The sequence below is a fragment of the Bacillus sp. FSL R7-0672 genome, assembly GCF_038601465.1.
GTDB classification, from domain to species: domain Bacteria; phylum Bacillota; class Bacilli; order Bacillales; family Bacillaceae; genus Bacillus; species Bacillus pumilus.
In genome coordinates this window covers 1,972,213-1,997,693 of record NZ_CP152010.1, presented here as the reverse complement: position 1 = coordinate 1,997,693, position 25,481 = coordinate 1,972,213, and the positions used below count along the sequence as shown (strand labels likewise).

Annotated in this window: 32 protein-coding genes; 24 read left to right on the top strand and 8 right to left on the bottom strand. The window is 41.3% G+C overall.

What is annotated here, in order from left to right:
* The first annotated feature begins 30 nt into the window (after positions 1-30).
* From MKY18_RS09895 to MKY18_RS09840, 12 genes are all read left to right on the top strand, one after another.
* On the top strand, positions 31-1,713 hold the full coding sequence (locus MKY18_RS09895; RefSeq protein ID WP_342497502.1) for a formate--tetrahydrofolate ligase: 1,683 nt from the start codon (positions 31-33) through the stop codon (positions 1,711-1,713).
* 74 nt (positions 1,714-1,787) lie between these two features.
* Entirely contained in the window at positions 1,788-2,270 is a 483-nt protein-coding gene (locus MKY18_RS09890; protein WP_003216059.1) for a glutathione peroxidase, read from the top strand.
* A 13-nt stretch (positions 2,271-2,283) separates the two neighbouring features.
* The gene (locus MKY18_RS09885; protein WP_268455163.1) at positions 2,284-2,895 is read left to right on the top strand and encodes an HD domain-containing protein; all 612 of its coding nucleotides are present in this window, start codon (positions 2,284-2,286) and stop codon (positions 2,893-2,895) included.
* A gap of 30 nt (positions 2,896-2,925) precedes the next feature.
* Positions 2,926-4,062: a conserved virulence factor C family protein gene (locus tag MKY18_RS09880; protein ID WP_106067077.1), complete on the top strand. Its 1,137-nt coding sequence runs from the start codon at positions 2,926-2,928 to the stop codon at positions 4,060-4,062.
* Between the two features lie 306 nt (positions 4,063-4,368).
* Positions 4,369-6,045, top strand: coding sequence for a dihydroxy-acid dehydratase (ilvD, locus tag MKY18_RS09875; RefSeq protein WP_044141166.1), 1,677 nt, complete (start codon positions 4,369-4,371; stop codon positions 6,043-6,045).
* Between the two features lie 81 nt (positions 6,046-6,126).
* Entirely contained in the window at positions 6,127-6,561 is a 435-nt protein-coding gene (locus MKY18_RS09870) for a BrxA/BrxB family bacilliredoxin (protein ID WP_003215999.1), read from the top strand.
* Positions 6,562-6,627: 66 nt separating this feature from the next.
* Positions 6,628-7,425, top strand: coding sequence for a class I SAM-dependent methyltransferase (locus MKY18_RS09865; protein ID WP_268455167.1), 798 nt, complete (start codon positions 6,628-6,630; stop codon positions 7,423-7,425).
* Positions 7,426-7,649: 224 nt separating this feature from the next.
* Positions 7,650-8,267, top strand: a complete 618-nt coding sequence (locus MKY18_RS09860) for a YpjP family protein (RefSeq protein ID WP_044141170.1) — start codon at positions 7,650-7,652, stop codon at positions 8,265-8,267.
* Between the two features lie 18 nt (positions 8,268-8,285).
* Positions 8,286-8,813, top strand: a complete 528-nt coding sequence (locus tag MKY18_RS09855) for a phosphatidylglycerophosphatase A (protein WP_044141171.1) — start codon at positions 8,286-8,288, stop codon at positions 8,811-8,813.
* 107 nt (positions 8,814-8,920) lie between these two features.
* Positions 8,921-9,715 (top strand): thymidylate synthase, encoded by a 795-nt coding sequence (locus tag MKY18_RS09850; RefSeq protein WP_044141172.1) that lies wholly within the window; start codon positions 8,921-8,923, stop codon positions 9,713-9,715.
* Positions 9,712-10,197, top strand: coding sequence for a type 3 dihydrofolate reductase (gene folA, locus MKY18_RS09845; RefSeq protein ID WP_044141173.1), 486 nt, complete (start codon positions 9,712-9,714; stop codon positions 10,195-10,197). The genes MKY18_RS09850 and folA overlap by 4 nt, the downstream gene beginning before the upstream one ends.
* A gap of 19 nt (positions 10,198-10,216) precedes the next feature.
* Positions 10,217-10,840, top strand: coding sequence for an acyltransferase (locus MKY18_RS09840; protein WP_044141174.1), 624 nt, complete (start codon positions 10,217-10,219; stop codon positions 10,838-10,840).
* A 35-nt stretch (positions 10,841-10,875) separates the two neighbouring features.
* Here MKY18_RS09840 and MKY18_RS09835 read toward each other — a convergent pair whose 3' ends face one another.
* Both MKY18_RS09835 and MKY18_RS09830 read right to left on the bottom strand, forming a co-directional pair.
* Complete coding sequence (locus MKY18_RS09835) at positions 10,876-11,514, bottom strand: hemolysin III family protein (RefSeq protein ID WP_044141175.1); 639 nt, start codon at positions 11,512-11,514, stop codon at positions 10,876-10,878.
* Positions 11,515-11,528: 14 nt separating this feature from the next.
* Positions 11,529-12,497, bottom strand: a complete 969-nt coding sequence (locus MKY18_RS09830) for a sigma 54-interacting transcriptional regulator (RefSeq protein WP_113768493.1) — start codon at positions 12,495-12,497, stop codon at positions 11,529-11,531.
* Positions 12,498-12,678: 181 nt separating this feature from the next.
* Between MKY18_RS09830 and ilvA the strand changes: the two genes are divergently transcribed.
* The 7 genes from ilvA to ypmT all read left to right on the top strand — a co-directional run bounded on the left by ilvA (position 12,679) and on the right by ypmT (position 17,507).
* On the top strand, positions 12,679-13,947 hold the full coding sequence (gene ilvA, locus MKY18_RS09825) for a threonine ammonia-lyase IlvA (RefSeq protein ID WP_278175253.1): 1,269 nt from the start codon (positions 12,679-12,681) through the stop codon (positions 13,945-13,947).
* Positions 13,948-13,983: 36 nt separating this feature from the next.
* Positions 13,984-14,235, top strand: a complete 252-nt coding sequence (locus tag MKY18_RS09820; RefSeq protein WP_003215729.1) for a YpmP family protein — start codon at positions 13,984-13,986, stop codon at positions 14,233-14,235.
* Positions 14,236-14,422: 187 nt separating this feature from the next.
* Positions 14,423-15,265, top strand: a complete 843-nt coding sequence (locus tag MKY18_RS09815; RefSeq protein WP_003215944.1) for a DegV family protein — start codon at positions 14,423-14,425, stop codon at positions 15,263-15,265.
* Between the two features lie 24 nt (positions 15,266-15,289).
* Positions 15,290-15,880 carry an SCO family protein gene (locus tag MKY18_RS09810; RefSeq protein ID WP_044141179.1) on the top strand — a complete coding sequence of 197 codons (591 nt, stop codon included), beginning with the start codon at positions 15,290-15,292 and terminating at the stop codon, positions 15,878-15,880.
* Positions 15,881-15,949: 69 nt separating this feature from the next.
* On the top strand, positions 15,950-16,711 hold the full coding sequence (locus MKY18_RS09805) for an SGNH/GDSL hydrolase family protein (RefSeq protein WP_065098210.1): 762 nt from the start codon (positions 15,950-15,952) through the stop codon (positions 16,709-16,711).
* Positions 16,712-16,720: 9 nt separating this feature from the next.
* Positions 16,721-17,287 (top strand): YpmS family protein, encoded by a 567-nt coding sequence (locus tag MKY18_RS09800; RefSeq protein ID WP_113768492.1) that lies wholly within the window; start codon positions 16,721-16,723, stop codon positions 17,285-17,287.
* Between the two features lie 22 nt (positions 17,288-17,309).
* Complete coding sequence (gene ypmT / locus MKY18_RS09795) at positions 17,310-17,507, top strand: protein YpmT (protein WP_044141182.1); 198 nt, start codon at positions 17,310-17,312, stop codon at positions 17,505-17,507.
* Positions 17,508-17,537: 30 nt separating this feature from the next.
* On the opposite strand, the gene MKY18_RS09790 is transcribed toward ypmT, so the two are convergent.
* The 3 genes from MKY18_RS09790 to MKY18_RS09780 form a co-directional block, all read right to left on the bottom strand.
* On the bottom strand, positions 17,538-18,203 hold the full coding sequence (locus tag MKY18_RS09790) for a DUF4397 domain-containing protein (RefSeq protein WP_342497501.1): 666 nt from the start codon (positions 18,201-18,203) through the stop codon (positions 17,538-17,540).
* Positions 18,204-18,322: 119 nt separating this feature from the next.
* Positions 18,323-18,583, bottom strand: coding sequence for a hypothetical protein (locus tag MKY18_RS09785; RefSeq protein ID WP_044141184.1), 261 nt, complete (start codon positions 18,581-18,583; stop codon positions 18,323-18,325).
* Positions 18,584-18,637: 54 nt separating this feature from the next.
* The gene (locus MKY18_RS09780; protein WP_012010292.1) at positions 18,638-19,069 is read right to left on the bottom strand and encodes a MarR family transcriptional regulator; all 432 of its coding nucleotides are present in this window, start codon (positions 19,067-19,069) and stop codon (positions 18,638-18,640) included.
* A 137-nt stretch (positions 19,070-19,206) separates the two neighbouring features.
* On the opposite strand from MKY18_RS09780, the gene msrA reads away from it, so the two are divergent.
* Both msrA and msrB read left to right on the top strand, forming a co-directional pair.
* Positions 19,207-19,743, top strand: coding sequence for a peptide-methionine (S)-S-oxide reductase MsrA (gene msrA, locus MKY18_RS09775; RefSeq protein ID WP_044141185.1), 537 nt, complete (start codon positions 19,207-19,209; stop codon positions 19,741-19,743).
* Positions 19,740-20,171 carry a peptide-methionine (R)-S-oxide reductase MsrB gene (msrB, locus tag MKY18_RS09770; RefSeq protein ID WP_065098207.1) on the top strand — a complete coding sequence of 144 codons (432 nt, stop codon included), beginning with the start codon at positions 19,740-19,742 and terminating at the stop codon, positions 20,169-20,171. Before msrA ends, msrB begins: the two co-directional genes overlap by 4 nt.
* Positions 20,172-20,222: 51 nt before the next feature.
* Here msrB and MKY18_RS09765 read toward each other — a convergent pair whose 3' ends face one another.
* On the bottom strand, positions 20,223-21,251 hold the full coding sequence (locus MKY18_RS09765; protein ID WP_113768491.1) for an SDR family NAD(P)-dependent oxidoreductase: 1,029 nt from the start codon (positions 21,249-21,251) through the stop codon (positions 20,223-20,225).
* 243 nt (positions 21,252-21,494) lie between these two features.
* Between MKY18_RS09765 and MKY18_RS09760 the strand changes: the two genes are divergently transcribed.
* A complete protein-coding gene (locus MKY18_RS09760; protein WP_113768490.1) occupies positions 21,495-22,217 on the top strand; it encodes an acylneuraminate cytidylyltransferase in 723 nt (240 codons plus the stop codon).
* A 28-nt stretch (positions 22,218-22,245) separates the two neighbouring features.
* On the opposite strand, the gene MKY18_RS09755 is transcribed toward MKY18_RS09760, so the two are convergent.
* Both MKY18_RS09755 and MKY18_RS09750 read right to left on the bottom strand, forming a co-directional pair.
* Entirely contained in the window at positions 22,246-23,208 is a 963-nt protein-coding gene (locus MKY18_RS09755) for a DUF3880 domain-containing protein (RefSeq protein ID WP_342497500.1), read from the bottom strand.
* Between the two features lie 15 nt (positions 23,209-23,223).
* On the bottom strand, positions 23,224-23,625 hold the full coding sequence (locus MKY18_RS09750; protein WP_065098203.1) for a hypothetical protein: 402 nt from the start codon (positions 23,623-23,625) through the stop codon (positions 23,224-23,226).
* A gap of 207 nt (positions 23,626-23,832) precedes the next feature.
* Between MKY18_RS09750 and cgeC the strand changes: the two genes are divergently transcribed.
* Positions 23,833-24,153 carry a spore maturation protein CgeC gene (gene cgeC, locus MKY18_RS09745; RefSeq protein WP_065098202.1) on the top strand — a complete coding sequence of 107 codons (321 nt, stop codon included), beginning with the start codon at positions 23,833-23,835 and terminating at the stop codon, positions 24,151-24,153.
* Positions 24,154-24,170: 17 nt separating this feature from the next.
* Positions 24,171-25,466: a glycosyltransferase family A protein gene (locus tag MKY18_RS09740; RefSeq protein WP_342497499.1), complete on the top strand. Its 1,296-nt coding sequence runs from the start codon at positions 24,171-24,173 to the stop codon at positions 25,464-25,466.
* Positions 25,467-25,481 lie beyond the last annotated feature (15 nt).

Here is a 25,481-nt window from a genome sequence, read left to right as displayed (position 1 = left end):
GTTTCTCGAAAAAAAGGAGGCCGTTTATTTATGATCACAAAGCATTTATCAGATATTGACATCGCCCAAAAGGCAAAGCTGAGACCTATTCAAGACATCGCAGCAAAGCTGCAAATACATGACGAAGAATTAGAATGCTATGGTTTCACAAAAGCGAAAATATCTTTGACTATTTTTGACCGTTTAAAAGAACAAAAAGAAGGACATGTGATCCTTGTCACATCGATCAATCCAACGCCAGCAGGTGAAGGGAAGTCCACCGTCACAGTCGGGCTCGGTCAAGCCTTTGAAAAAATAGGGAAAAAAGCAATCATTGCAATGCGAGAGCCTTCATTAGGTCCTACAATGGGCATAAAAGGCGGTGCAGCAGGTGGAGGATATTCACAGGTGCTACCAATGGAAGAAATCAATCTTCATTTTACAGGAGATTTTCATGCCATTACTTCTGCACATAATGCCTTATCTGCGTTCATTGATAACCATATCCATCACGGAAATGAACTTGGCATCGACGCGCGCCGCATTGTATGGAAGCGAGTGCTTGATTTAAACGATCGTGCTTTAAGACAGGTCGTTGTCGGACTTGGTGGACAGGTAAATGGGTATCCTAGAGAAGACGGGTTTGACATCACGGTTGCCTCCGAAATGATGGCCATCCTTTGTTTAGCAGAAGACTTAACCGACTTGAAAAAACGTCTTTCTTCTATTGTTGTTGCCTATAATCAAGATGGGGAGCCAGTCACTGTTGGTGCACTTGGATATGAAGGTGTTTTGACGTTACTTTTAAAAGACGCACTCAAACCGAATCTTGTACAAACGATTGAAGGAACTCCGGCCCTCGTTCATGGCGGTCCTTTTGCCAATATTGCGCATGGATGTAATAGTTTAATTGCAACTAAAATGGCGGCGAAATTAGCCGATTATGTCGTAACAGAAGCTGGATTTGGAGCAGATCTTGGAGCGGAAAAGTTCCTGCACATTAAAACAAGAGCTGGTGATTTCAAGCCTGGTGCAGTTGTCATTGTGGCGACTGTCAGAGCATTAAAGATGCATGGCGGAATGAAGAAAGCAGAACTCAAAGAAGAGAATGCACAAGCCGTATTAAAAGGTATACATAATTTAGAAAAGCATATTGAAACTGTGCAAGCCTTCGGTCTTCCGTACATTGTCGCAATAAACAGGTTTATCACTGATACAAAAGAAGAGATTCAAGCGATAGAAGATTGGTGCCTTGCACATGACCATCCAGTCAAAGCTGTGAATGTATGGGAAGAAGGTGGCGAAGGCGGGACAGCACTTGCCGAAGAACTCGCAACACTTATTGAAAAGAAGAAGAACAGCTTTTCCTATTTGTATGAAGAGCATGATTCCATCGAAGAAAAATTATCTAAGGTTGCCAAAGTGGTTTACGGAGCAGACGGGGTCACACTCACTTCAAAAGCAAGAAAGCAGCTGGTAGCCATCGAGGAAAACGGCTGGAGGCATTTACCGGTGTGTATGGCAAAAACGCAATATTCACTTTCGGATGATCCAGCTTTAATTGGGAGACCAAAAGGTTTTACCATTACGATTCGTGAGTTAAAACCATCTGTAGGAGCAGGATTTATTGTTGCTTTAACCGGAAGCATTCTGACAATGCCAGGATTACCTAAAAAACCAGCGGCGCTCGAGATGGATTTATTAGAAGACGGCAGTGTGACAGGACTCTTTTAACCGGAAGCATAAAAAGCGATTTTATAAAAGAAGCATGTTACGATAGGGAAAAGTGAATCCTAGGAGGCTATGAGATGTCAATTTATGATATTCAGGTCAAGACCATTAACGGTCAAGAAAAATCAATGGCAGATTACAAAGGAAAAGTACTCATTATTGTCAACACAGCAAGCAAATGTGGGTTAACTCCTCAATTTAAACAACTGCAGGAGCTATATGATCAATATCATGAAAAGGGCCTTGAAATTTTAGGATTTCCATGTAACCAATTTATGAACCAAGAACCAGAAGGAGAAGAAGCCATTCAAGAATTCTGTTCTTTGAATTATGGGGTGACCTTCCCTATGTTTGCGAAAGTAGATGTCAATGGTGACAACGCGCACCCGCTCTTTAAACATTTAACAAGTCATGCAAAAGGTGTACTTGGCACGAAAACAGTGAAATGGAATTTCACAAAATTTATCGTGGATCAAAACGGAGAAGTCACTGAGCGGTTCTCTCCGAAAACATCACCAAAAGAATTAGAAAGTTCCATCATCGCTCTTTTGGACAAATAAGGTGCTTACCGTCATGCAGAAAAAACAATTGGAGGCAGCAGCCTCCTTTGTTTCAGATCGGCTGAAATATGAACCGACTGGACACGATGCGGCTCATATTGATCGTGTGCGGCAGCTTGCCCGCCAGATTGCAAATCAAGAAGGCGGCTCTCTTTTTGTAATTGAAATGGCAGCGATTGTTCATGATATCATTGATGAAAAACTGTCGAGTGAATGGAAGCTTTCACCACAGCAGCTTGAGCATCAGCTCCTTTTTTGGGAAGTTAATACGCGAGATATTCGTTATATCATGGACATCATTACAACGATGTCTTTTCGTCATCGACATAAGCAGAATAGACCAATAACGTTAGAAGGGGCCATTGTTCAAGACGCAGATCGGCTCGATGCGATAGGAGCAACCGGTATTGCGAGGGTGTTTACTTATGCAGGCGCAAAAGGGGAACCCCACTATTCAAAGGACACGCAGCAGGGCTCCGTGCTAAAACATATGGAAGAAAAACTGCTCAAATTAAAAGACTTAATGAACACTCATGCAGGAACGCAGCTTGCTGAGGATCGGCACGATTTGATGAGCCTATTTATCAAGACATGGAAAGAAGAATGCGGCCTTACAGATGAGTAGGGTCTTTATGTGTGTAAGGAGGATGTATAGATGAAAATAACAGCGATAGAACCGACGCCAAGTCCAAATACGATGAAGGTCATTTTGACAGAAGCACTTGCCGGCGGTAAAAGCAACAACTACAAAAAGGATCAAAAAGACGAAGCGCCAGAGATGATTAAGCGTATTTTGAACATTGAAGGTGTAAAAGGTGTTTATCATGTCGCAGACTTCTTAGCGGTTGAGCGTAATGCAAAGTTTGACTGGCAGGGCATCTTGCAGCAGGTCAGAGAAGCCTTTGGTCAAGAAACAGAAGGCCTTCAGGAAGGATCGCAGTCTGGCGGTGACACATTTGGCGAAGTCAAAGTGTTTGTCCAAATGTTTAATGGGATTCCGATGCAAGTCAAATTAACAGACGGTGAAAGAGAAGAGCGATTCGGCATGCCTGAACGCTTCCAAGCAGCCATTTTAAAGCTCAGAAGCAGTTCAGACAATGTCGTATTTGAACGTGTGTGGAAAGAACATGGCGTTCGTTTTGGCGACTTTGCAGATATCGGTCAGGAAGTGACAGAAGAGCTGCAGGCAGCCTATGATGATGAGCGTTTAGCTCGCTTAACAGAAGCGGTCAAAGAAGGGCAAGAAGCTGTAGATCGACAGGTGAACCGTAAGGCATATGACGTGACAGAAGAAATGCTGCGTGAGGAAGATTGGAAAAAGCGCTTTGCCCATCTAGAGCAAATGCAGCCAGAGCAAAAGGATATACCTGTTTTAATGAAAGCAATGGAGGACCCTAAAACATCGATTCGCAGACAAGCCGTTGTGAATGCTGGAATGATTGAAGATCCTGCTATTCTGCCTATTTTATATAAAGGGCTTAAAGATAAAACAGTGACGGTCCGCAGAACCGCTGGAGACTGCATTTCAGACCTTGGTGACCCGAGCGCTATAGAAGCAATGATCGAATCATTAAAGGACCCAAGTAAACTTGTTCGCTGGCGTGCAGCGATGTTTCTTTACGAAGAAGGTGACGAAACAGCACTTGACGCATTAAAAGAAGCTGAGCAAGACCCAGAATTTGAAGTCAGCCTTCAAGTGAAAATGGCGATTGAGCGCATTGAGCACGGAGAAGAAGCGAAAGGCTCAGTATGGAAGCAAATGACAGAAAGCAGAAAAAATGCATCAGAATGATGAGACTTATGAACAAGCTGCCAATGATAGGCAGCTTGTTTTTCTAAAATCATAGACAGAAAAATTTTTTTAGAAAAATTATTTTGAATATTGTTGAAATATACGAAAAAACTCTATATAGTAGTACCAATATAGAATATTGGAGGTCAGATTTTATGACACGAACCTTGCTGAGCGCTAGATTCAGCAGCCATGTTGGTCATCGGTCATTCATCGGTGGCTAAATAAACAGAAAATTTGTAAAATAAAATCAACTCAAAATCATACAGTCAACAAGACTTGTAGTATAGGAGGCTTTTTAAACAGATGGCAGAACTTCGTAGTAATATGATTAAACAAGGAATTGACAGAGCACCTCACCGAAGCTTACTAAGAGCAGCGGGGGTAAAGGATGAGGACTTCGGCAAGCCATTTATTGCTGTATGTAATTCCTATATTGATATTGTCCCGGGTCATGTCCATCTTCAGGAATTCGGAAAGATTGTGAAAGAAGCCATTCGTGAAGCTGGCGGGGTCCCATTTGAATTTAATACGATTGGGGTCGATGATGGAATTGCAATGGGTCATATCGGGATGAGATATTCACTACCAAGCCGTGAAATCATTGCTGACTCTGTCGAAACCGTTGTATCTGCTCACTGGTTTGATGGAATGGTTTGTATTCCTAACTGCGATAAAATTACACCGGGGATGATGATGGCAGCAATGCGTGTCAATATTCCGACGGTCTTTGTCAGCGGTGGACCGATGGAAGCGGGTAGAACAAGTGATGGCAGAAAGATTTCTCTTTCTTCTGTATTTGAAGGCGTCGGTGCTTACCAGTCAGGTAAAATTAACGAAGAGGAATTAAATGAATTAGAACAGTTTGGCTGTCCGACCTGCGGATCTTGTTCAGGTATGTTTACAGCAAACTCAATGAACTGTTTAGCAGAGGCACTTGGAATTGCTCTTCCTGGAAATGGAACGATTTTGGCGACATCACCAGAGCGAAGAGAATTTGCGAAAAAGTCAGCAAAACAACTAATGGAGCTCATTAAAAAGGATATTAAACCACGTGATATTGTGACTGAAAAAGCAATTGATAACGCATTTGCATTAGATATGGCACTTGGTGGTTCAACGAATACAGTTCTTCACACACTGGCGATCGCAAATGAAGCAGGTGTTGAATATTCACTTGAACGTATCAATGAAGTAGCAGAGCGTGTGCCTCATTTATCAAAACTTGCTCCAGCTTCGGATGTTTATATTGAGGATTTACATGAAGCAGGCGGCGTTACAGCTGCGCTAAATGAATTGTCCAAAAAAGAAGGCGCACTTCATTTAGATACAATGACCGTCACAGCGAAAACACTTGGTGAGAACATTGCAGGTCATGAGGTCAAAGACTATAACGTCATTTATCCAATCGATAAGCCATTTACTGAAAAGGGCGGTTTAGCCGTTTTATTTGGAAACCTTGCGCCTGATGGAGCCATCATTAAAACGGGCGGGGTACAAGATGGAATCACACGTCACGAAGGACCTGCAATCGTATTTGAATCCCAAGAAGAAGCTCTTGAAGGCATCATTAATAGAAAAGTAGAAGCAGGACATGTTGTCATCATTCGCTATGAAGGACCTAAAGGCGGACCTGGTATGCCAGAAATGCTTGCTCCTACTTCACAAATTGTCGGGATGGGACTTGGACCAAAGGTTGCTTTAATTACGGACGGACGTTTTTCCGGCGCTTCTCGTGGCTTGTCTATCGGACACGTCTCTCCTGAAGCAGCTGAGGGCGGCCCGCTTGCCTTTGTTGAAAATGGTGACCATGTCGTCGTCGATATTGAGCAGCGCATTTTAAGCGTAGAGGTTCCAGAGGAAGAATGGGAAAAACGAAAAGCGAACTGGAAAGGCTTTGAGCCAAAAGTGAAAACGGGCTATCTTGCCAGATATTCAAAACTTGTGACCTCAGCCAATACAGGCGGAATCATGAAAATTTAATCTGAAATAGAACATTTGAAAATTGGCTCTCTCTATAGTATCCTTTATTCACAACATAAGGATTTTAGAGGGGGCTTTTTTATGTCAATGGCATATGAAGAATATATGCGCCAGCTCGTTGTGCCAATGCGCCAAGAGTTGACAAGTGCAGGATTTCAAGAACTAACGACGGAAGAAGAAGTAGAACAAACGATGCAAGAAGCTGAAGGAACAACATTTGTTGTTGTTAATTCTGTATGCGGCTGTGCTGCCGGCTTAGCACGCCCAGCAGCGACTCAAGCTGTGATGAAGGCAGAAAAAGCGCCCGACAAAATCGTCACAGTATTTGCTGGGCAGGACCGGGAAGCAACAGCAAAAATGAGAGAATACTTCACTGGTGAAGAGCCATCATCTCCTTCTATGGCCCTTTTAAAAGGAAATGAACTCGTTCATTTTATCCCACGTGACGAAATTGAAGGTCATGAAATGGAAGATATCATGAAAAATGTCTTAACTGCATTTGAAAAACATTGCTAATACACGTGTTGAAATGCCCTGGAACTAGATCAGGGCATTTTTTCTTGATCATGATGGAGGAACGATATGCTCATTACAACAAGCTTTAGAGCAAATGAACAAACGATTGGAACAGCAAAGGCACTTGCAGAGGATTTACATGGTGAGTATGTAGAAAGACGCAAACAATCTGTCAAACAGCTTGCGATAAAACGAGGAGATGTCCTTGTTGTCGGGAAAGAAAGATTTGAATGGTATCAGCCAAATGGTGAAAAGTTCTTCTTTCATCCAAGCTCAGCGATGTTCAGGGTGAAGCGGATCTTGCGCGAAGAAAAGGATCCCTTAATTGAAGCAGCACAGCTAAAGCCGGGCGATTCCTTTTTAGATTGCACACTTGGCTTAGGGTCTGATGCGATAACTGCAAGCTGTGCGATAGGCAGGAATGGAAGGGTCGTCGGTATTGAAAAGAATCCCATTACGGCATTACTTGTGCGAGAAGGACTGAATACATGGGAGACGGGGATAGAGGAAGCTGATGAAGCGATGAAACGGATTTCTGTTATTAGTGGAGACAGTATCGAGCAACTAAAGAAGTATCCTGACTGTTCATTTGATATCGTCTATTTTGATCCGATGTTTGAGGAAACGATTCAAGAATCTACAAGTATAGCGCCGCTGCGTCATGCGGCAGAGCACGACTTTGATCACGAAGCAGCCGTGCAAGAAGCATTAAGGGTGGCAAGAAAAAGAGTGGTGTTAAAAGATCATTGGAAAAGCACACGATTTACAGCGGACTGTTACCAATTTCATGTCATCAAACGAAAAACAGCCCAATTTCATTATGGATATATCGAGAAAGAAAAAGCCCTCTCTAAGGGCTTTTAATCCGTAATCTCCATATAGACAAAATAAAACAGTGTCAGCAAGGAAGCTGTGACGAAAAAGCCTTCAAGCATACCCATTCCTCCCAAATTTTAGTTGCCTGTACTGTCATTGTAAACGTTTTATTATAAAAAAGAAAGTCTCAAATCAGTGACCAAATTGAATGACTGAAAATTCATTATATGCTAGAATAGCAGTATGATAACTTATGGAAGGAATTAGATATCATGAAGATGTGGATGAGAAAAACGCTTGTTGCGCTCTTTACAATTGCAACTTTTGGTTTGGTCTCTCCTCCGTCGGCTTTGATGACAGACAAGCCATCTGAACTTTCTTCACCTGATAAAACGCCTTATACAGCGGTTTATGATACATCAGATGAATTGCGCAGCTGGGAACGATCGCAAGAGGCAAGCAAAGAGCAGGTAGACCCCTTTGAGCAATATAAGGAAGAGGTTCTATCAAGTGCAGAAAATCAATCCTTTCTCAAATTCGGCCGTAAAATCACACCTGTCATTGAAGACGAGTACAGAGAAGAGATTCAACCGAAAATTGAACAAGTGTTAACCGATGTTTTAACAAATTTCAAAGATGACGAAAAATTTCAAGATGTTGTGTTAACTGATCAGCCTTCAAGCGGAAATGGCGAAAAAATCTTTCACATCTACAACCGGAAGACTGGAGAAGATTTGCTCCGTTTTCATGTGAGAAGAGATCAGCCGCCACACAGCGGATATTGGTTTAACTTTCACTACCATACAGCAGAAGATGGATTCCAGACGCATCATGAACTCGGTAATATTTACTGGGACAAAAACACCCCGCCGAGCTGGATGAGCCACTAGAAGGAGATGTCATGCCAATTGAAAAAGTATACAATGAACGAAATGGTGCAGATTACAAAACGAATGTTAAACGAACGCGGAGTGAAAATTGAAGATATTGCACACATTGTGCTAAAGCTTCAAGAAAAATATCATCCAAACCTTCCACTTAGTGTCTGTATTGAAAATGTTGAAAAAGTGTTGAATAAAAGGGAAATTGTCCATGCTGTTTTAACAGGACTTGCCCTTGATCAGCTGGCTGAAAAAAAGCTGTTGCCAGAACCTTTGCAGCACTTAGTTGAAACAGATGAGCCGCTATATGGAATTGATGAGATTATTCCGCTTTCCATTGTCAATGTATATGGATCAATCGGTTTGACCAACTTCGGTTATTTAGATAAAGAGAAATTTGGTATTATCAGGGAATTAGATGAAGGTCGTCCAGGTGAAGTGCATACCTTCCTTGATGATCTTGTCGCCGCGCTTGCCGCAGCAGCAGCTAGCCGTATTGCTCACTCACACCAAGATATTAAGGACGAAGAGCAGGATCGAGTGAATCAAGTATAAAAGAAAAACATGTCTGCTCATGATTATGCAGGCATGTTTTTTTGGTGTTTAAACAAAAGCAGAAATAAGGTAAACTACAACAAGAACATAAATAAAGGATGAAAAAAATGAAACAATACAAAGAGTTATGCCGTCATGTATTACAGCACGGGGATGAAAAAGGTGACAGAACGGGAACAGGCACAATCAGCACGTTCGGTTACCAGATGAGATTTGATTTGCAGGAAGGATTTCCGCTGTTAACAACAAAGAAATTGCACCTGAAATCAATTATTCATGAGTTACTGTGGTTTTTAAAAGGTGATACAAATGTCAAATATCTTCAGGAAAATGGTGTCCGTATTTGGAACGAATGGGCAGATGAAAATGGCGAACTGGGCCGTGTATACGGAGCGCAGTGGCGATCTTGGGCTAGCGGGGACGGTGAGACTGTGGATCAGATCACAAAGCTGATCCACGATATCGAGCATAATCCGAATTCAAGAAGACTGATCGTCAGCGCTTGGAACCCGGCTGAAATTGATCAAATGGCACTGCCACCATGTCATTGTCTGTTTCAATTTTACGTATCAAATGGGAAGCTTTCTTGCCAGCTTTATCAAAGATCGGCAGATATCTTTTTAGGCGTGCCATTTAATATTGCTTCATATGCTCTTCTCACGATGATGATTGCCAAAGTCACAAATCTTGAGCCAGGAGAGTTTGTTCATACGCTAGGAGATGCACATATTTATCAGAATCATCTTCCGCAGGTGAACATGCAGCTAGAGCGCGAGGAACGCACGCTTCCGCAGCTTCGCATCACAAGAGATGTGAAGAGCATCTTTGATTTCACGTTCGATGATTTTGTACTTGAGAACTATGATCCGCATCCGCATATCAAAGGAGAAGTCAGTGTATGATTTCGATGATTGTGGCGACAGGAAAAGACAGAGTCATTGGTCAAGATAATCAAATGCCTTGGCATTTACCAGCTGATTTAGCGTATTTTAAGAAGGTCACAGGCGGTCATACGATTGTCATGGGCAGAAAAACGTTTGAATCAATTGGACGAGCGCTGCCTAACCGTCGAAATATCGTTTTGACAACAAGTTCTTCTTTTGAAGCAGAAGGATGCGAGGTTGTCCATTCCATTGCCGATATTTTGGCAATTGGGGAAAGCGAGACAGAGTTATTTATCATCGGCGGGTCTAAGCTGTATGAAGAAATGATGCCATATGCGGATCGTCTATATATCACGCATATTCACCATGCGTTTGAAGGAGACCGCTACTTTCCTGATTACAATGAAAACGAATGGACGGTTGTATCACGCGAAAAAGGCCATCGTGACGAAAAGAACCCCTACAATTATGAATTTGTCGTATATGACAAAAAAGGATAAATGAGTAGGAGGAGTACGGTTGTTTCGTTATTGGGTTTTAACGCTTTATGTTGTTGTATCCTTTTGTAAAAGTTTGAGGCATTTGCATGCCCATGAATTAACTGATCCACGCATTTCCTATACGAAACGAATGCATCTCATTCATGAGCATGCAAAAAGGTTTGCCCGGGGATGTATTGACCAGTCAGGATCAGTCATGACCATTCATCAGCAAAAGAAGCTGCCAGATGGACCCGTTATTTATATCACACAGGCACTGAATCCAGTCACGACGACATTATTGATTGGTCACCTTGAGAAGCCATTTGCTTTCATGGCAAAGCCGAATCTTTTTCGATATCCGATTTTAAAACAATGGCTGAAGAAGATGGCGGTTATGCATCAGAATCAATCTGATGATGCCTTGTTAGAAGAAGCAAAGGAAAGAATCTTATCGGGGCAGAGTGTATTGCTTTCAGAAGCACATCGTCACATGGCAGAGGCACTTGCTGAAGATTGTGATTGTCCGCTTGTACCGATTGAAACAAGTGGAACGGATCGTCTATTAGCTGGAAAAGTCGTGAAAAGGCTGCGGCCTGTTAACGTTGATATTCATATTAAAGCGCCTGTCATGATGAGCGATTACGCCCAAAAGCGCGCATAAAAAAACCAGCATCCATTTTCGGATGCTGGTTTTTTTCATGCAGCAGGAATGTTCACACAATAGAAGAGAATGCAGAAGAATATCGACGCACTTCCGCCGAGCACAAAGCTGTGCCAAATCGCATGATGATAAGGGATTTTACGCCAAATATAAAAGATGGTTCCGACCGAATACAAAAGACCGCCTAATAGTAAGAGGCCAAATCCTGCGCCCGTTAATTGAATGTAAAGTGGTTTAATGGCAATGATAATCATCCAGCCCATTAATAAATAAACGAGGGTGGACACAATGATAAACCGTTTGACGAAAAAGATTTTAAAGACAATCCCGCCAGCAGCAAGAGCCCATACAATTGCAAGAAGCGTATAGCCGAGTGCGCCTTTTAATGGTCCTAGTAAAAAGGGCGTATAGGTACCAGCAATCAATACATAAATAGCCGAGTGGTCGAGGATTTCAAATACATCTTTTGTTTTTTTGTGCCGAATGCTATGAAGCAAGGTCGAGCTTAAATAAAGCAGCAACATGGACGCGCCAAATATCGAAAAGCTGATGATCTCTGTGACAGTGCCGTATTGAACAGCGAATAACACGAGAAAAACAATGGCTGGTATGGATAAAATAACGCCAATGCCATGTGTAATGGCGTTGGCAATTTCTTCTTTTACAGTAAACAATGGATGTCCTCCTTTTATTGAACCGGTATATAACCATCAAGTGACTTCAGGAATGAAAGACCTTCAAGTGTAATCTTCGTGCCGGCCCTGCCTTTTCCTTTCGTCACGTATGCTTTTTTCTCAAGATCATCTAATCGGCTCCTCACCTGCTGAGGGGTCAGCGGAATGTCGCCTTGTTTGCTTAATTCAGATAAGATGCGTCTGCTGGCTGCTTCACCTTTCTCATTGAGAGATTTAATGGCTTCTAGCAGGAAAACAAACTCTTGTTTTTCCATTAGTGTGAGCTGATGATCTTCCTTTTTTCCTTTTACCTCCGGCGAAAGAGGGGTTAACACAAAAGGCGGCAGGTGGTGTAAAAATACCGTTTGCCCCTCGAGAATGACTGCAGCATAATGAACGATATTTTTGAGTTCCTGTACGTTTCCTTCAAACGGATACTCCTGCAAGGTTTCCCAAACACTTGGATCAATATCAGGCGCCATGCTCAGCTCCTGAAAGAAAGCAGTTGTTAACACAGGAATGTCAGTTTTTCGATCTGCTAATGACGGTAAAGGCAAATGGAAAACATTTAAGCGATAAAACAGCTCAGGTAAAAAGGTAGATGAAACCCTCAATGCCTCTATTGATAAAGACGAAGTGGTAATGATTTTTGTTGCAGGAGAGATTTCCAGAAAACGAATGACCTGATGCTGCATAGGAATACTTAATGCGGCGATTTCGTCTAAATAAAGGATTTGACGGGTCTTTTCCGTGAAGGCTTTCTGCAAGGTATCTTCATCTAAAATGGGGCAATATAGATGTGTCAGTGAAGCGTTTGGAGCCGATGCATGAGCAATTTCATGGGCAAATCGTGTTTTGCCTGTGCCAATGTCTCCTGTGATCAAGACCGGCTGCTCGTGCTTTGTGAATTGCTTTGCCAGGTGAATGGCACGCTTCATTTCTTGATGTTCTCCATATATAGACGTAAACGAATGTGTGGTCATCGGGTGGTTCCTTTCTTTATGGTTCTTATTGGTTCAATTGTAACACCCAATAAAACCAAATGTACAGAAAAACGAAAAAGTTTATGAAATTTATACTTGATCCATGATCTATCGATTTATTTTTTGAATATTCATGTTATAATGACAAATTAAATAAGGTTAAAGAGAAAGGATCTTGTACATGAAACCGTTGCTCAAAGAAAACACGCTAATTCAAGTGAAAGATATTTTAAAGGCCCATCAAAATTTGAAGGATGTAGTGATTCATACACCTCTTCAAAAAAATGAGCGACTTTCTGAACGATATGAATGTAATGTCTACTTAAAAAGAGAGGATCTGCAAGTAGTTCGTTCCTTTAAATTAAGAGGCGCTTTTAATAAAATGAGTCAGCTTCCAAAAAATAAACTAAAAAACGGCATTGTCTGCGCAAGTGCAGGAAATCACGCACAAGGTGTTGCCTATTCTTGTAAATATCTAGGTATCCATGGGAAAATCTTTATGCCTGCTACGACACCAAGACAAAAAGTATCTCAAGTGGAGCTTTTCGGCAAAGAATATGTTGAAATTATCTTAACCGGAGATACGTTTGATGATTCATATCATGAAGCAGTTAAATGCGGAGATGAAGAGAAGCGCGAGTTTATCCATCCGTTTGATGATTTGGATGTGATGGCAGGACAAGGAACGACTGCTGTAGAAATATTAAATGATATCGAAGTGGAGCCTCACTTTTTATTTGCAAGTGTTGGAGGTGGAGGTCTGTTATCTGGAGTTGGTACATATATCAAAAATATCGCCCCAGAAACCGAAATCATTGCCGTCGAACCGCTTGGCGCAGCTTCACTCCATGCTTCCCATGAAAAGGGCAAGGTTGTGACACTTGATTCCATTGATAAGTTTGTAGACGGAGCAGCGGTTCAGCGGATTGGTGAAAAGACGTTTACATCGCTACAGTCTGTTGTCGATAAAATTAGTCTTGTACCTGAAGGAAAAGTATGTACAACCATTTTAGAGCTTTATAATCAATGTGCGATTGTAGCAGAGCCGGCAGGCGCACTTCCGATCGCTGCGCTGGATGCCCATCGCGAGGAGATTAAAGGGAAAAATGTTGTCTGTATTGTCAGTGGAGGAAATAATGATATTGGCAGAATGCAGGAAATCAAAGAACGGTCGATGATCTATGAAGGGCTTCAACATTATTTCATTGTCAATTTTCCGCAAAGAGCAGGTGCGCTTCGAGAATTTTTAGATGAAGTATTAGGGCCAAATGATGATATCTCCCGCTTTGAATATACGAAAAAGAATAACCGAAGCAAAGGACCCGCGCTTGTTGGCATCGAATTGAAAGAAAGAGATGACTATGCGGCGCTCATTGAACGGATGAATAAAAAAGGATTCCATTATGTTGAAGTGAATAAAGATCAAGATTTATTCCACCTATTTATTTAGGCGTAACAGAACATTGGAAAAGAGGATTGATCGTTTGTGCTGCTCAAAACAATATGTTTTAGACGGATGGATGGAGCTCAGATCAAGGTAACAGAAGTTCCTGTACTAAAGGGAGATGAGCCGTATCGTTTCATGCTCACCTTTAGACTTGAAGCTTTCTTGAAAAAAGTCTATGTATCTAAAGGAAAGAGAGCTGTGTACTCTTTCAGAGAGGATGTGAAACGTAACGTCAAGTGGAGCACATATGAGCAGATCTATCAGGAGCCTACACTGAAACACAATGCGTAAAAAGGAATCTTTGTCAAAGGGAGTGAGCGGCTGTTTTAAAATGGCTGCTGCTCAGCTTGGCAAGGATTTTTTTCATGAAAAGAAGAAAATGTGACAATTTCCAAAACGTCATGACAGTTGTTTTCAAGTAAGCACGAAATAAGGTAATATCATAAGTAAAGACTAAGACAGCAAGGATGAGACGATAGTGAAACAAATTAAAATTGTAACAGATTCAACTGTGGACCTTCCGCAAGAAAAAATCAATGATCTTTCCATTCACGTGATTCCGCTCAATATCTCCATTTCTGGGGTTGATTATATTGACCGAGTAAATATACAGCCAGATGAATTTATTGAAAAAATGGAGGCTGCTGAGGAATTGCCGAAAACGTCTCAACCTGCGATCGGTCAATTCGTCGAATTATATGAAAGGCTGACGGCAGATGGAAGCGAAGTCATTAGTATCCATTTAACGGGTGGGATGAGTGGTACGGTTCAAACTGCTGAAAGCGCTTCGAAAATGGTAGACGGAAACATCACGGTGATTGATTCAAACTTTATTTCATATGGATTAGGGTTTCAAGTCACCAAAGCAGCTGAACTTGCACAAAATGGTGCAAGCCGTGAAGACATCATCAAAGAAATGGATAAAATCCGACTTGGAACAAAGCTATTTGTCACAATTGATACATTAGAAAATCTCGTGAAAGGTGGAAGAATTGGAAGAGGGAAGGCGCTGATCGGCTCACTTCTACACATCAAACCAATTGCCAGCTTAACAGACGGGGTATACACGCCAGAAGCGAATGTGCGAAGCTATTCTGCTCTTGTCCGCTATTTAACCAAACAGTATGTACAGGCGGTGAAAGGAAAAACAGTTCAAGCCATTGGGATAGCGCATGCAGATGCATTAGAACTCGCTGAAAAGCTTAAATCAGCGCTGCTTGATCATACACCTGAAGCACCTGTTGACATCGCCTACACAACACCGATTATTTCGTGTCACACTGGAAAAGGCGCAATAGGCTTTACTTTTTATACCGATTGACTTGAAAAAGGGGATGGACGTACCATGCTTAAAAAAAGGGGAGCCTCACTTGGTGCGCTTATTACCATAAGCGTGCTTCTTTTAGTCTCATGTTCAAATGGACAAATCAAAGATGCGTTAAATTATCAAATACAGCCGTTTGAATATGAAAATCAGGATGGACAAAAGGTGTCATTGGATGATTTGAAGGGGAAAGTATGGGTGGCAGATTTTATTTTCACAAGCTGTGAAACGATCTGTCCGCCGATGACTGCACATATGACAGAGCTGCAAAAACGGTTAAAAGAAGAAAAATTGGATGCGCATATCATTTCCTTTAGCGTGGACCCGGAGGTAGATTCACCGAAAAAGCTAAAAGAATTTGCAAAAGCATATCCTTTATCCTTTAAAAATTGGGATTTCCTCACTGGCTATTCACAGTCTGCGATCGAAAAATTCGCAATGAAAAGCTTTAAAACCATTGTGAAGAAACCTGAAGATGAAGACCAAGTGATCCATCAGTCATTGTTTTTCCTAGTTGATCAAGAAGGGAAAGTGATGAAAAATTATGATGGTGTACAAAACACACCATATGATGACATCATCAAGGACATCAAAACGCTGATCCGAAGCTAGCATAAAGATGTTCAAATGAGCAAAAACATGATACACTTTTTTAATCAGAAAAAGGAGGGACATCATCGTTTGAAGGCTCGTTTGATTTTGATTGTGATGTCTCTAGCTTTTGTTCTTTCTGCATGTTCCGCGCAAGAGGCTGGCATAAAGGATAAACTAGAAGACACACAAGACGTAAAAGAACATATTACCATCGCAGCGGTTGGAGATTCTTTAACAGAAGGAATCGGAGATCAACAAAAAAAAGGATATGCAGGCATGACTCGTGACAAGTTAGAAGCGGTGGACGGCGTGCAATCTGTCACATTAAAAAACTATGCCATTAAAGGCAGTAGAACGGTAGATTTATTAAAAAGATTAAAAGAAAAAAAGGTGCAAGACGGCCTGAAAGATGCTGACTATATTTTCTTTACGATCGGCGGCAATGACTTAATGCATGTCGTTCGTCAAAATGTGCTCAATTTGACGTTTGCTCCTTTTCAAAAAGAGCAGGGGCCTTTTGAGGAGCGCTTTAAAACCATTCTTGCTCAACTGAGAGAACATAATGACCATGCGAAGATCATGTATGTAAGCATGTATAACCCCTTTAAATTCAGTCTCACTGAGCTAAGAGATATTGATGAAGTCGTCAAAGACTGGAATGCCGTTGCCAAAAAAGAACTGAAAAAAGACGGCAACGCTGATATGATCAATGTGGCCGATTTATTTGAAGAAGATTCTGATGAAAAATTACTGGCAGATGATGATTTCCACCCAAACCAAAAGGGGTACTCTCTTATGGCAAATCGTTTATTCTCCAAAGTGAAAAAAGAAGGACTGCCGAAGGAATAGGGTGAACGTATGAAAAAGTGGAAAAGCTTATTTTTTATTTTACTTGCAATCAATCTATTGATTGTACTTGCCTGCGGTATTTTGATGTTGCTGCCAGGCGGTCAATCCGCTTCAACTAAAGAATTGAAAAGCGAGTATTCTTTTGATATATCTAGCTCAAAGGAATCACTCACTAGCTTTATCAATGATTACTTGAAAAATCAAGGGTCTAGTGATATGCCAGACTTTCATGTGGCGATCGATCAAGATGTGAAAGTAACAGGCGCCATTAAAGCTTTCTCTTCGACGATTGATGCAAACGTCTCATTTACGCCAACTGTCGAAGATAATGGTGATGTGCTTTTGAAAGTGGATGGCCTTTCAATTGGACAATTGAGCATTCCGATTAGTTTTGTTCTAAGCTACATGGGTCAGTTCTATGAACTGCCAGAATTCGTTCATGTGAAACCGGATCAAAAAACGGTTGAAGTGCGCCTTTCAGAAATGCCACTGACGAATGATATGTATGTGAAAGCAAACAAAATTGATCTACAGAACGATGAAATTGAGTTCTCATATTATCATCCAAAGCAATAGAAAGTGAGTCAGGAGTGAAATCATGAAGCGAGTCTATCAATATTTTAGTTTACTGTCGTTTTTATTTGCTGCGTATTTTGGCATGACAGCTGCCACTGATTTAAGAGCAGAAAATATCGATCAGTTTTACTTAAATATTGCCTATTGTGCATTATTTCTAGGTATCATGATTCTTGCTTTTGATTTTCAAAAGCAAGAAAAAGCTGAAGATGTCTCGTAAAGAGCCTTTCCTTTATGGAAAAGGCTCTTTTTATATTTGCTGAGACAAGACCACCTTCGCCATGAGCTCTGGCTCTCCATTAGCAAATCCATGAAGCAGAATGAGGTATGCGCGATTGGCTTGCAGATGAACTTTTGGGATATCAAGCAGTATACTTTGAGTGCCGGCGGCTTTCAATTCAAAATGATATTTATTCGGGGAGAAATGATGAATGTGAGTGCTGTTTACATAGTGAAGCTCCTTAGCTAACACCCCTTGATCACGTTCATATATATCAATGGAAGGAAGGTCTGGAGAAAGGTGGACAAATGTAAGGGCTGACAGATCCTCATGTTGAATCAGAGGGTCTTGCCGCTCTGTCAGCAACGCAAAACCTGCATGCGCACCTGTGATACATAGGGTATAAATCTCGTCACGTTTAATCATCATACGAGCATGAAGAACTCTTTGTTTTGTAGCTAGCTTGAACACTTCTATCTCATACATTCCCTCATCCCACTCCATATAAGCTGTTAACTGGCTGTAAGGCATTTTTTTCAAAACCTCATTCCGGTTCACATAAACAGCGAGCTCACTAAGATCTGGGGCAGCGTGAAAGAGCCGAACAAAGGCTTTGGATGAAGGGCTGCTTTGAGGGTGCTCGAAGCCCGCAGCGAGTGGACGGTATGGATGGTTATGATAAAAGAGCTGCTGCATGTATCAATCCCTACTTTCTTATGCGATGGTGTTTTTTGTAGCGTATGCATGAAAAAGACGATCTGTATAGGCAAAAGAAGCATAGAAAAAAGCCTGACGTTTTCCGTCAGGCCCGCATGTTAAGAAGGAGAAGAATATTGATGATATTCAGCTAGCTTAATGAACGTTTTTTCATCCTCAATGAGACCACAAACACCGCACTGGACCTTTATTTGAGGACCTTGATAGCTCATGTGAAAAGGAGAAAGCTGCTCTCCATCGTATCTTTCGACAACTTCTCCGGTCGCAGGGTCCAGCTTCACAGGTTCTGAAAGCTGCTCAATCAGATTAAAGCGCGTTCTGTTCGTTTTACAGTTTGGACAAAGATAAGGGCTTGTCATGGTTCATTCCACCTCTTTTTATCCGTAGCATGTCCAATGCGCTAAATTCTATGCTTAATCCTTTTGACTTTTATCCAGCTTTTTAAATAATTTAATCATTGTTTTTAGTTCCTCGTCGTCGAATGACTCAAATCGCTCCATAAAGTATTCTGTTTTCTTTTTCTCAAAATGCTCAGTAATTTCCTTACCCTTATCGGTTAAGTGGATTTTAATGATGCGGCGATCCTCTTTAGAACGGATACGGGTGATCCAGCCTTTTTCTACGAGTGTGTCGGTCACAGCTGTGATATGGCTTGCTGACACCCCTAGAATGGACGCAAATTCCGTTACTTTTTTTGCACCTTGCTCACGAAGCAGATTTAAAATAAGAAATTCATTCCGAGATAATTCGTTTTCGAGCAGGCTGTTAATCTCATAACGGATCTGCTTAAATACGGTTCTCAGTAAAGTATCCATTTCATACATCATTTTTTTTCTTTGTTCCAATCATCAAACCCCCATTATATTGTAAAATACGACAAAATGTTTTCTTATATTTTAGGTATACAAGTCGTATCATTTTCATTATTTTTCATCATGTTATAATATGATGATACCATTTTTTAAATGAAGGGGGCACTAATATGTCTGAAAAACAAGAATTAGCCACATTTGCAGGAGGCTGCTTCTGGTGTATGGTTAAACCTTTTGATGAACAGCCGGGCATTATCAAAGTTGAATCAGGGTATACTGGCGGACATACAGTGAATCCGACCTATGAAGAAGTATGTACAAATACAACGGGACATAGAGAAGCGGTTCAAATCACGTTTGATCCAGACGTTTTCCCGTATGAAAAGCTATTAGAACTGTATTGGCAGCAAATAGACCCAACAGATGATGGCGGGCAATTTGGTGATAGAGGAGAGTCCTACCGCACAGGTATTTATGTTCATCATGACGAGCAGAGAAAGCTTGCAGAGGCATCGAAAGAGAAGCTGAACGAAAGCGGCACTTTCCAAAAGCCAATTGTGACAGAAATTTTAGATGCTGCTCCTTTTTATCCCGCAGAGGAATATCATCAGCATTATTATAAAAAGAACAAAATGCACTACGAACGATATCATGTCGGTTCTGGCAGAGCGGGTTTTATTGAGTCCCATTGGAGTGATAAATCATGACAAACGATAAAGAAAAAAGACTAAAAGAATTAAACCGAATGCAGTACGAAGTTACACAAAATAATGGCACTGAGCCGCCATTCCAAAATGAATTCTGGGATCATAAAGAAGAAGGCATTTATGTAGATATCATTTCAGGCAAGCCGCTTTTTTCTTCTTTAGATAAGTTTGATGCCCATTGCGGCTGGCCGAGTTTTACAAAGCCGCTTGAAGATGAGGAAGTAGCGGAGAAGGTGGATAAGAGCCATGGGATGGTGCGGACAGAGGTGCGCAGCAAGACAGCAGATTCTCATCTAGGGCATGTCTTCCCTGATGGACCAGGACCAAATGGTCTTCGGTATTGTATTAACTCAGCCGCTTTGAAGTTTATCCCAAAAGATGATCTTGAAAAAGAAGGCTATGGGGATTTGAAACATCTATTTAATTGATCTATTGAAAAATCGTCACATGGAAAGCATCTGCTTCCGTGTGACGATTTTTTATTTTTTATGATGAGTGTGATGTAATTGTTCAATGATGCGGAATAGCTTTTCTTTTGTAATGAGAGGCGCTTCATTGGATGTGTAATTAGTTAAGTCGACTTTTTGAAAGTCAGCGTGCAGTTTTGGTCGTGGTAAAATGGCATAAAATTGTTCATGCTCAAATAGTGCATCTGCTTCGTGCGGAAATGTAAGCTCTTCGTGAAGCTTTTCTCCAGGTCTTTTCCCGACAACGAGAACTTCCGGAGATGTGACATTGATTTGAGTAGCATATTCATGAAACGCTTTTAAGAGATCAGCAAGCTGTAATGACTCCATCTTGAGAATGAACGTTTCGCCGCCTTTCATCATGATGGCTGCTTGAAGTGTGAGGGAGACAGCCTCTTCGATGGACATAAAAAAACGTGTCATATGAGGATCAGTTACGGTCAAAGGTTTTTCATTTAACAACTGCTGAAGCATGATGGGAATGACGGAACCTCTTGATCCAAGCACATTGCCAAAACGCACAGAGCAAAACATTGTTTTTTGGTTCGCAATACTTTCGTTTGCTTGGAAAAATAGTTTTTCTGAAATCAATTTTGTTGCACCCATGGCATTTGTCGGAGAAACTGCTTTGTCAGTGGAGATGTTGACAACATGACTGACTTCATGTTCAATTGCGGCTTCAATGATGTGCTGCCCGCCGATAATATTTGTTTGTACGGCTTCAAACGGATTGTCTTCACAAGTGGGTACTTGTTTTAAGGCGGCTGCATGGAAGATGATATCAACGCCTTTGACGAGCTGTCTCACGCGGCTTGCATCTCGTACATCGCCTAAAGCGAAGGCAACTTCTGGGTGATCCCCATACTCATTTTTCATCATGTATTGTTTGCTGTCATCTTTGCTAAAGACGATAATCTTCTTTGGAGAGCATGATGTTAATTTTTTTACAATTTGACGGCCGATCGAACCTGTACCACCTGTGACTAATATCGTTTTGTCACGAAAAAAAGCCTTCAAACTCGTTTCTATTTTTTTGGACATATCTAATCCCCCAACTCTCATTTCTCTACTTTGCATCATATGTGAAAGAGTGGTATCCGTTTGAGGAAAAGAACCACTTTCTATCTAAATTAGGTGAACACATTATAACCATCTGCTTGACGTTTTAATAGAATATGGAGAGATAAGAGAATAAGTAGAAAAATGAGAGACCTGAACACTTCAGTACTGCGATCAGCTCGGAAGATAATGAAGAGAGCTGTGCGCGAGGGGAGAAGGGAATACATGTATAGGGGAAATCGTATTTTAGCCTTGATACCAGCTTTTAGAAGCAGGCGCGATCAGCATGATGAACACATTCGCGTATTGGCGGAGCGGCCGCTCATCTATTGGACCATTCAGCCGTTACTGCAAATGATTGAGTTAGACGAAATCATCGTCTCTACAGAGGATGTCAATACACAAATCATTTCTTCTCACTACGGGGCTCGTGTGATTGAACTGCCAGACAGTCATGTAACAGAACAAACATCATCACTCATAGCGGTGAAACACGCGCTTGCTTATTTAGAGCGTGAGGGGAAGACCTTTGATATTGTTCTATATTTGCATCCATCGTCTCCTTTAAGAGAGCCGGAAGATATTGAGAAATGCTTGCAGCTTCTAGTAGAAGGGAGCTATGATTGCATGGCATCTTTTACAGAGGCGCTAGAAAACCCAAATGAAACATGGACACTGCATGAGAATAATGAAGCCACTTTATATAAGGACAATCATTACTTTTTCATGCCAAAGCATGAGCAGCCATATACGTATGGTCGTTTAAATGGAGCAGTGTATGCTTTTCATGTTCCATATGCAAAAGAATGCATTCATTCCTTTTTAGAGGGATCTGTTGGAGCGTATATCATGGATCCCGAAAAATCACTCGTGGTGAAACAGGAGGAAGACCTTGAGAAAGCGGAGAAAGTCTTATTGGCTCGCCGAGATGCGGAGGGTTATGTATAAGATGAATTTCAACGAGAAAAGCGCCCAGTCATAGGGCGCTTTTTACGATTTCATAAAGTCTGTGTGGAAATGACTCAAATGTATTCCAGGAAACGACTTGTTCGTAATTGTTTCGTGCGATTGCTTTTCTTTTCTCAGCATTTGATCCATAATATTCAACCTGTTCCAGCAAATCGTCCTCATCTTTATAAAAAGCGAAGCTTGAAAAAGCTTGAGGTGGTTGTAGATCCGTCAATTGAAAGCTTCCAGCTGCAGCGATATCAAACGCTCTATTGTTCAGGCTTACATTTTGAATCATGGCTTTGTTTTTGTTATAGGCAAATTGTGCCGGTCTGTGCGGGTTAAGAACAATCGCTGATTGCTGATAGATGTCCGCCATTTGCTGAGGGCTCAGCCAATTGGTCACTAATGTGAGACCTCGATCATGTCTTCGTGACTTATTTAAAAGACGATGCCATTCCTTACCTGCAACGAGAATCCGCCATTTGTTCTGTTGTAAGAGTGTATCGATGGCTTTCATGCGATTGGGATAAGGGTAGCCAATGAGTGTAATGTCATAGCTGCACATCTCTTCAGGCGATTCGTTTTTTTGAAAAATACTTGTATTTGTCGGAATGGGAAAGTAGTGGGCGTGACCTATGCCCAATCGTTTGTAAAGTGGCAAAGCTCCTTCATCAATCGTTAATATGAGCCGCGCATCACGTGTGCAAGCAGCCGATACATCTGTATAAAAGGGATCTTCTGTCATCCACAAAACAATCGGGATCTTTTCTTGTTTGAATTGATGAAGCACTTCGCTCGGAACATGATCACCGATCATCATCAAAACAAAATCCGGAGAAAATGTCCGGATTTTGTGCATGTGAGCGGGTAGAGATTCTCGATCAATCTTTACACATGAAAAGGAGGAATCAATGAAGCTCTCTTCTACCCATTGATCAAACATGTGATAGATTCCGCCGTAGCCAGAGCTGATATAAAGAAACTTCATGATGGCCCTCTCACATTAAGATGTGAACGTAACACTTTCAACTTTATCTACATCTAATAAAGTCGTTGCAGAGCCTGTTGGTGTAACTGAGCTTTCTTGTGTAACAAATACAACACCCGTTAAAGCATTGAATGCTACGAATTGAACTGGCCCGATTAAATCTCCTGAGTCAGTGACAATGCTAATGACGGTTCCTGGTGCAAGTCTTGCAAAAATCCATCTTGCTGGCTGAGATACATCGAGTGTTGTAGCAGAATCTGAAGGTGATGCCTCGGCTGCCACTTCACTTAATAAATCATTCAATTTTTCTTCCATTTGTACTCCTCCTTCTTCAAGATTAACTGTTAATGTACGAGTAAGCGGTTTGAAAAACACTTTCAATAGTTCTTTTTTTAATTCGGCACGCTTGTCGCTCATTTTTTTCCCATCCTTTCTTCATCAATTCAAACTCACCCCTATGTATATGCCGTTCATTTTTTTTGGTATAAGCAGAGCGCTGATTCCTTGTTCTTTTTATCATTTAATCACTTCACACATTTTTAAAAATGTTTTCAAATGCTGAGGCTAAATGAAGTGAATCTCATACTCTAGTAAAGATTAAATGCGAAGAGAGAGGGATTATGAATGGAATTTGATCAATTATTAAATGGTTGGAACGAAGAATTACTAGAAACAGAAGGAGTACTTGAAGTCATCTTGATTTTACTTCTTCTTCGTCTTTTAGAAGAAAGTGAGGAAGAGAGTGTGTCAGATATTAAAGAATTACTTCGTCCGTGGCTTGAACTTGGCATTCCAGTGCCACGCGTTCATTTAGTCAATGGAGATGTCCTTCAAAACGTAGTTGTTGTGCAACTCTTTGATACAGTAGCGGTCTTTAAAAACGCGACAAATCAGCTGAGAGTGAATGTACCTTACGTGAACATCGTCAGCTGGGGGGCTTTTTAATCTAACTAAAAAGGATAATGATCATGAAAGTATCGGTGATTTTAACAAGCTACAATAAACCTGATTTCATTGATCGTGTGCTAAAGAGTATGGTGGAACAAACGTATTCGAATTGGGAGCTTCTGATTATGGATGATGGCTCAGAACAAGGCACCATCCAAAAGATCCAGCCCTATTTAGACGATGAGCGCATTCATCTGTATTCACGCACGGTTCATCCTGCAAAACGGCTGTTAACCGTACGGTATGCGACGCTTATTAATGAAGCGCTAACCCGTATAACAGGTGAGCTCATTTGTTATTTAACAGATGATACTGTGTATCATCAAGATCGTTTGCAGAAAATGGTGGATGTTTTTCAGTCGAAGCCTCATATCGATATCGTGTATTCCTCGCAGCGGGTCGTGCATGTTAATAAGCAATTAGTAGAGACGATGAGTTTTGTGCGTGAAGCAGACCAAATATTGGAGCATGCGTCCTTTCAAGTGGACCATTGTTCGGTCATGCACAGAAGTCGTTTGCTTCCGCTCATTCATGAAAAATACGGACAATATTGGGCTGATGAGCCTAAATACTGGCATCATGCAGATTCTGTTTTTTGGATGAGGCTGAATGATTTTGCTGCTTTTTTTCCATTAAGAGATGTACTTGATACAACGTATAAAACGCCTCATTCCTTTCATCATTTGTTTTCGAGTATGCCGTATGATCTCATTGACGGAACGGTGATTGAAAAGGAAGGGGGTTACTACCAAATCGCAGGCGGGAATCTTCATGAAATTGAAAGGTGCTGGGTGAACGAAAAAAACAGGCGCGCCATTCGGGTTCCGTCGTTATGTGCAATGAAATATGAGATGAAAGACATGCTGGTAGTACCTAATTATACAGTTGTCACGGCAGATCATGGGAAAACGTTTTATTATATTGAAGGTCAGAAAAAAAGGCGGTTTGCTTCAAAGCGTGACGTGCAATATTTTCAGTTTCATCCTAAGGATATCTATACGATTTCAAATGAACGGCTTCAGATGTATGAAGAGGGCGGCATGATTCAAGTGTCACCAGTATTTAATCCGCCAAACAGGCGGCTCTTTAAATGGAAACAAGATGTCTATTTACTGATGCATCATACTTTTTGCCGTATTGACCCTGGGGTTGTAAAGCGATTTGCTTTTTATCATCAGCCAATTAATTTATACCCTTCCCAATTTACGTTATTCGAGGAAGGAAAGTCGATCGTGCCACTGTATATGGAATCGCTGCAAGAATTCGATATGTCTCTTTATCAAACATCAGGGCGAAAGCACTCCTCATAAGAGGGGTGCTTTTTT

What these genes read in the sequence shown, in the direction of transcription:
- MKY18_RS09895 (WP_342497502.1), top strand. Translation starts at nt 31, where the DNA reads ATGATCACAAAGCATTTATCAGATATTGACATCGCCCAAAAGGCAAAG.
- MKY18_RS09890 (WP_003216059.1), top strand. Translation starts at nt 1,788, where the DNA reads ATGTCAATTTATGATATTCAGGTCAAGACCATTAACGGTCAAGAAAAA.
- MKY18_RS09885 (WP_268455163.1), top strand. Translation starts at nt 2,284, where the DNA reads ATGCAGAAAAAACAATTGGAGGCAGCAGCCTCCTTTGTTTCAGATCGG.
- MKY18_RS09880 (WP_106067077.1), top strand. Translation starts at nt 2,926, where the DNA reads ATGAAAATAACAGCGATAGAACCGACGCCAAGTCCAAATACGATGAAG.
- ilvD (WP_044141166.1), top strand. Translation starts at nt 4,369, where the DNA reads ATGGCAGAACTTCGTAGTAATATGATTAAACAAGGAATTGACAGAGCA.
- MKY18_RS09870 (WP_003215999.1), top strand. Translation starts at nt 6,127, where the DNA reads ATGTCAATGGCATATGAAGAATATATGCGCCAGCTCGTTGTGCCAATG.
- MKY18_RS09865 (WP_268455167.1), top strand. Translation starts at nt 6,628, where the DNA reads ATGCTCATTACAACAAGCTTTAGAGCAAATGAACAAACGATTGGAACA.
- MKY18_RS09860 (WP_044141170.1), top strand. Translation starts at nt 7,650, where the DNA reads ATGAAGATGTGGATGAGAAAAACGCTTGTTGCGCTCTTTACAATTGCA.
- MKY18_RS09850 (WP_044141172.1), top strand. Translation starts at nt 8,921, where the DNA reads ATGAAACAATACAAAGAGTTATGCCGTCATGTATTACAGCACGGGGAT.
- folA (WP_044141173.1), top strand. Translation starts at nt 9,712, where the DNA reads ATGATTTCGATGATTGTGGCGACAGGAAAAGACAGAGTCATTGGTCAA.
- MKY18_RS09830 (WP_113768493.1), bottom strand. Translation starts at nt 12,497, where the DNA reads ATGACCACACATTCGTTTACGTCTATATATGGAGAACATCAAGAAATG.
- ilvA (WP_278175253.1), top strand. Translation starts at nt 12,679, where the DNA reads ATGAAACCGTTGCTCAAAGAAAACACGCTAATTCAAGTGAAAGATATT.
- MKY18_RS09810 (WP_044141179.1), top strand. Translation starts at nt 15,290, where the DNA reads ATGCTTAAAAAAAGGGGAGCCTCACTTGGTGCGCTTATTACCATAAGC.
- MKY18_RS09800 (WP_113768492.1), top strand. Translation starts at nt 16,721, where the DNA reads ATGAAAAAGTGGAAAAGCTTATTTTTTATTTTACTTGCAATCAATCTA.
- ypmT (WP_044141182.1), top strand. Translation starts at nt 17,310, where the DNA reads ATGAAGCGAGTCTATCAATATTTTAGTTTACTGTCGTTTTTATTTGCT.
- MKY18_RS09790 (WP_342497501.1), bottom strand. Translation starts at nt 18,203, where the DNA reads ATGCAGCAGCTCTTTTATCATAACCATCCATACCGTCCACTCGCTGCG.
- MKY18_RS09785 (WP_044141184.1), bottom strand. Translation starts at nt 18,583, where the DNA reads ATGACAAGCCCTTATCTTTGTCCAAACTGTAAAACGAACAGAACGCGC.
- msrA (WP_044141185.1), top strand. Translation starts at nt 19,207, where the DNA reads ATGTCTGAAAAACAAGAATTAGCCACATTTGCAGGAGGCTGCTTCTGG.
- msrB (WP_065098207.1), top strand. Translation starts at nt 19,740, where the DNA reads ATGACAAACGATAAAGAAAAAAGACTAAAAGAATTAAACCGAATGCAG.
- MKY18_RS09765 (WP_113768491.1), bottom strand. Translation starts at nt 21,251, where the DNA reads ATGTCCAAAAAAATAGAAACGAGTTTGAAGGCTTTTTTTCGTGACAAA.
- MKY18_RS09760 (WP_113768490.1), top strand. Translation starts at nt 21,495, where the DNA reads ATGTATAGGGGAAATCGTATTTTAGCCTTGATACCAGCTTTTAGAAGC.
- MKY18_RS09755 (WP_342497500.1), bottom strand. Translation starts at nt 23,208, where the DNA reads ATGAAGTTTCTTTATATCAGCTCTGGCTACGGCGGAATCTATCACATG.
- MKY18_RS09750 (WP_065098203.1), bottom strand. Translation starts at nt 23,625, where the DNA reads ATGAGCGACAAGCGTGCCGAATTAAAAAAAGAACTATTGAAAGTGTTT.
- cgeC (WP_065098202.1), top strand. Translation starts at nt 23,833, where the DNA reads ATGGAATTTGATCAATTATTAAATGGTTGGAACGAAGAATTACTAGAA.
- MKY18_RS09740 (WP_342497499.1), top strand. Translation starts at nt 24,171, where the DNA reads ATGATCATGAAAGTATCGGTGATTTTAACAAGCTACAATAAACCTGAT.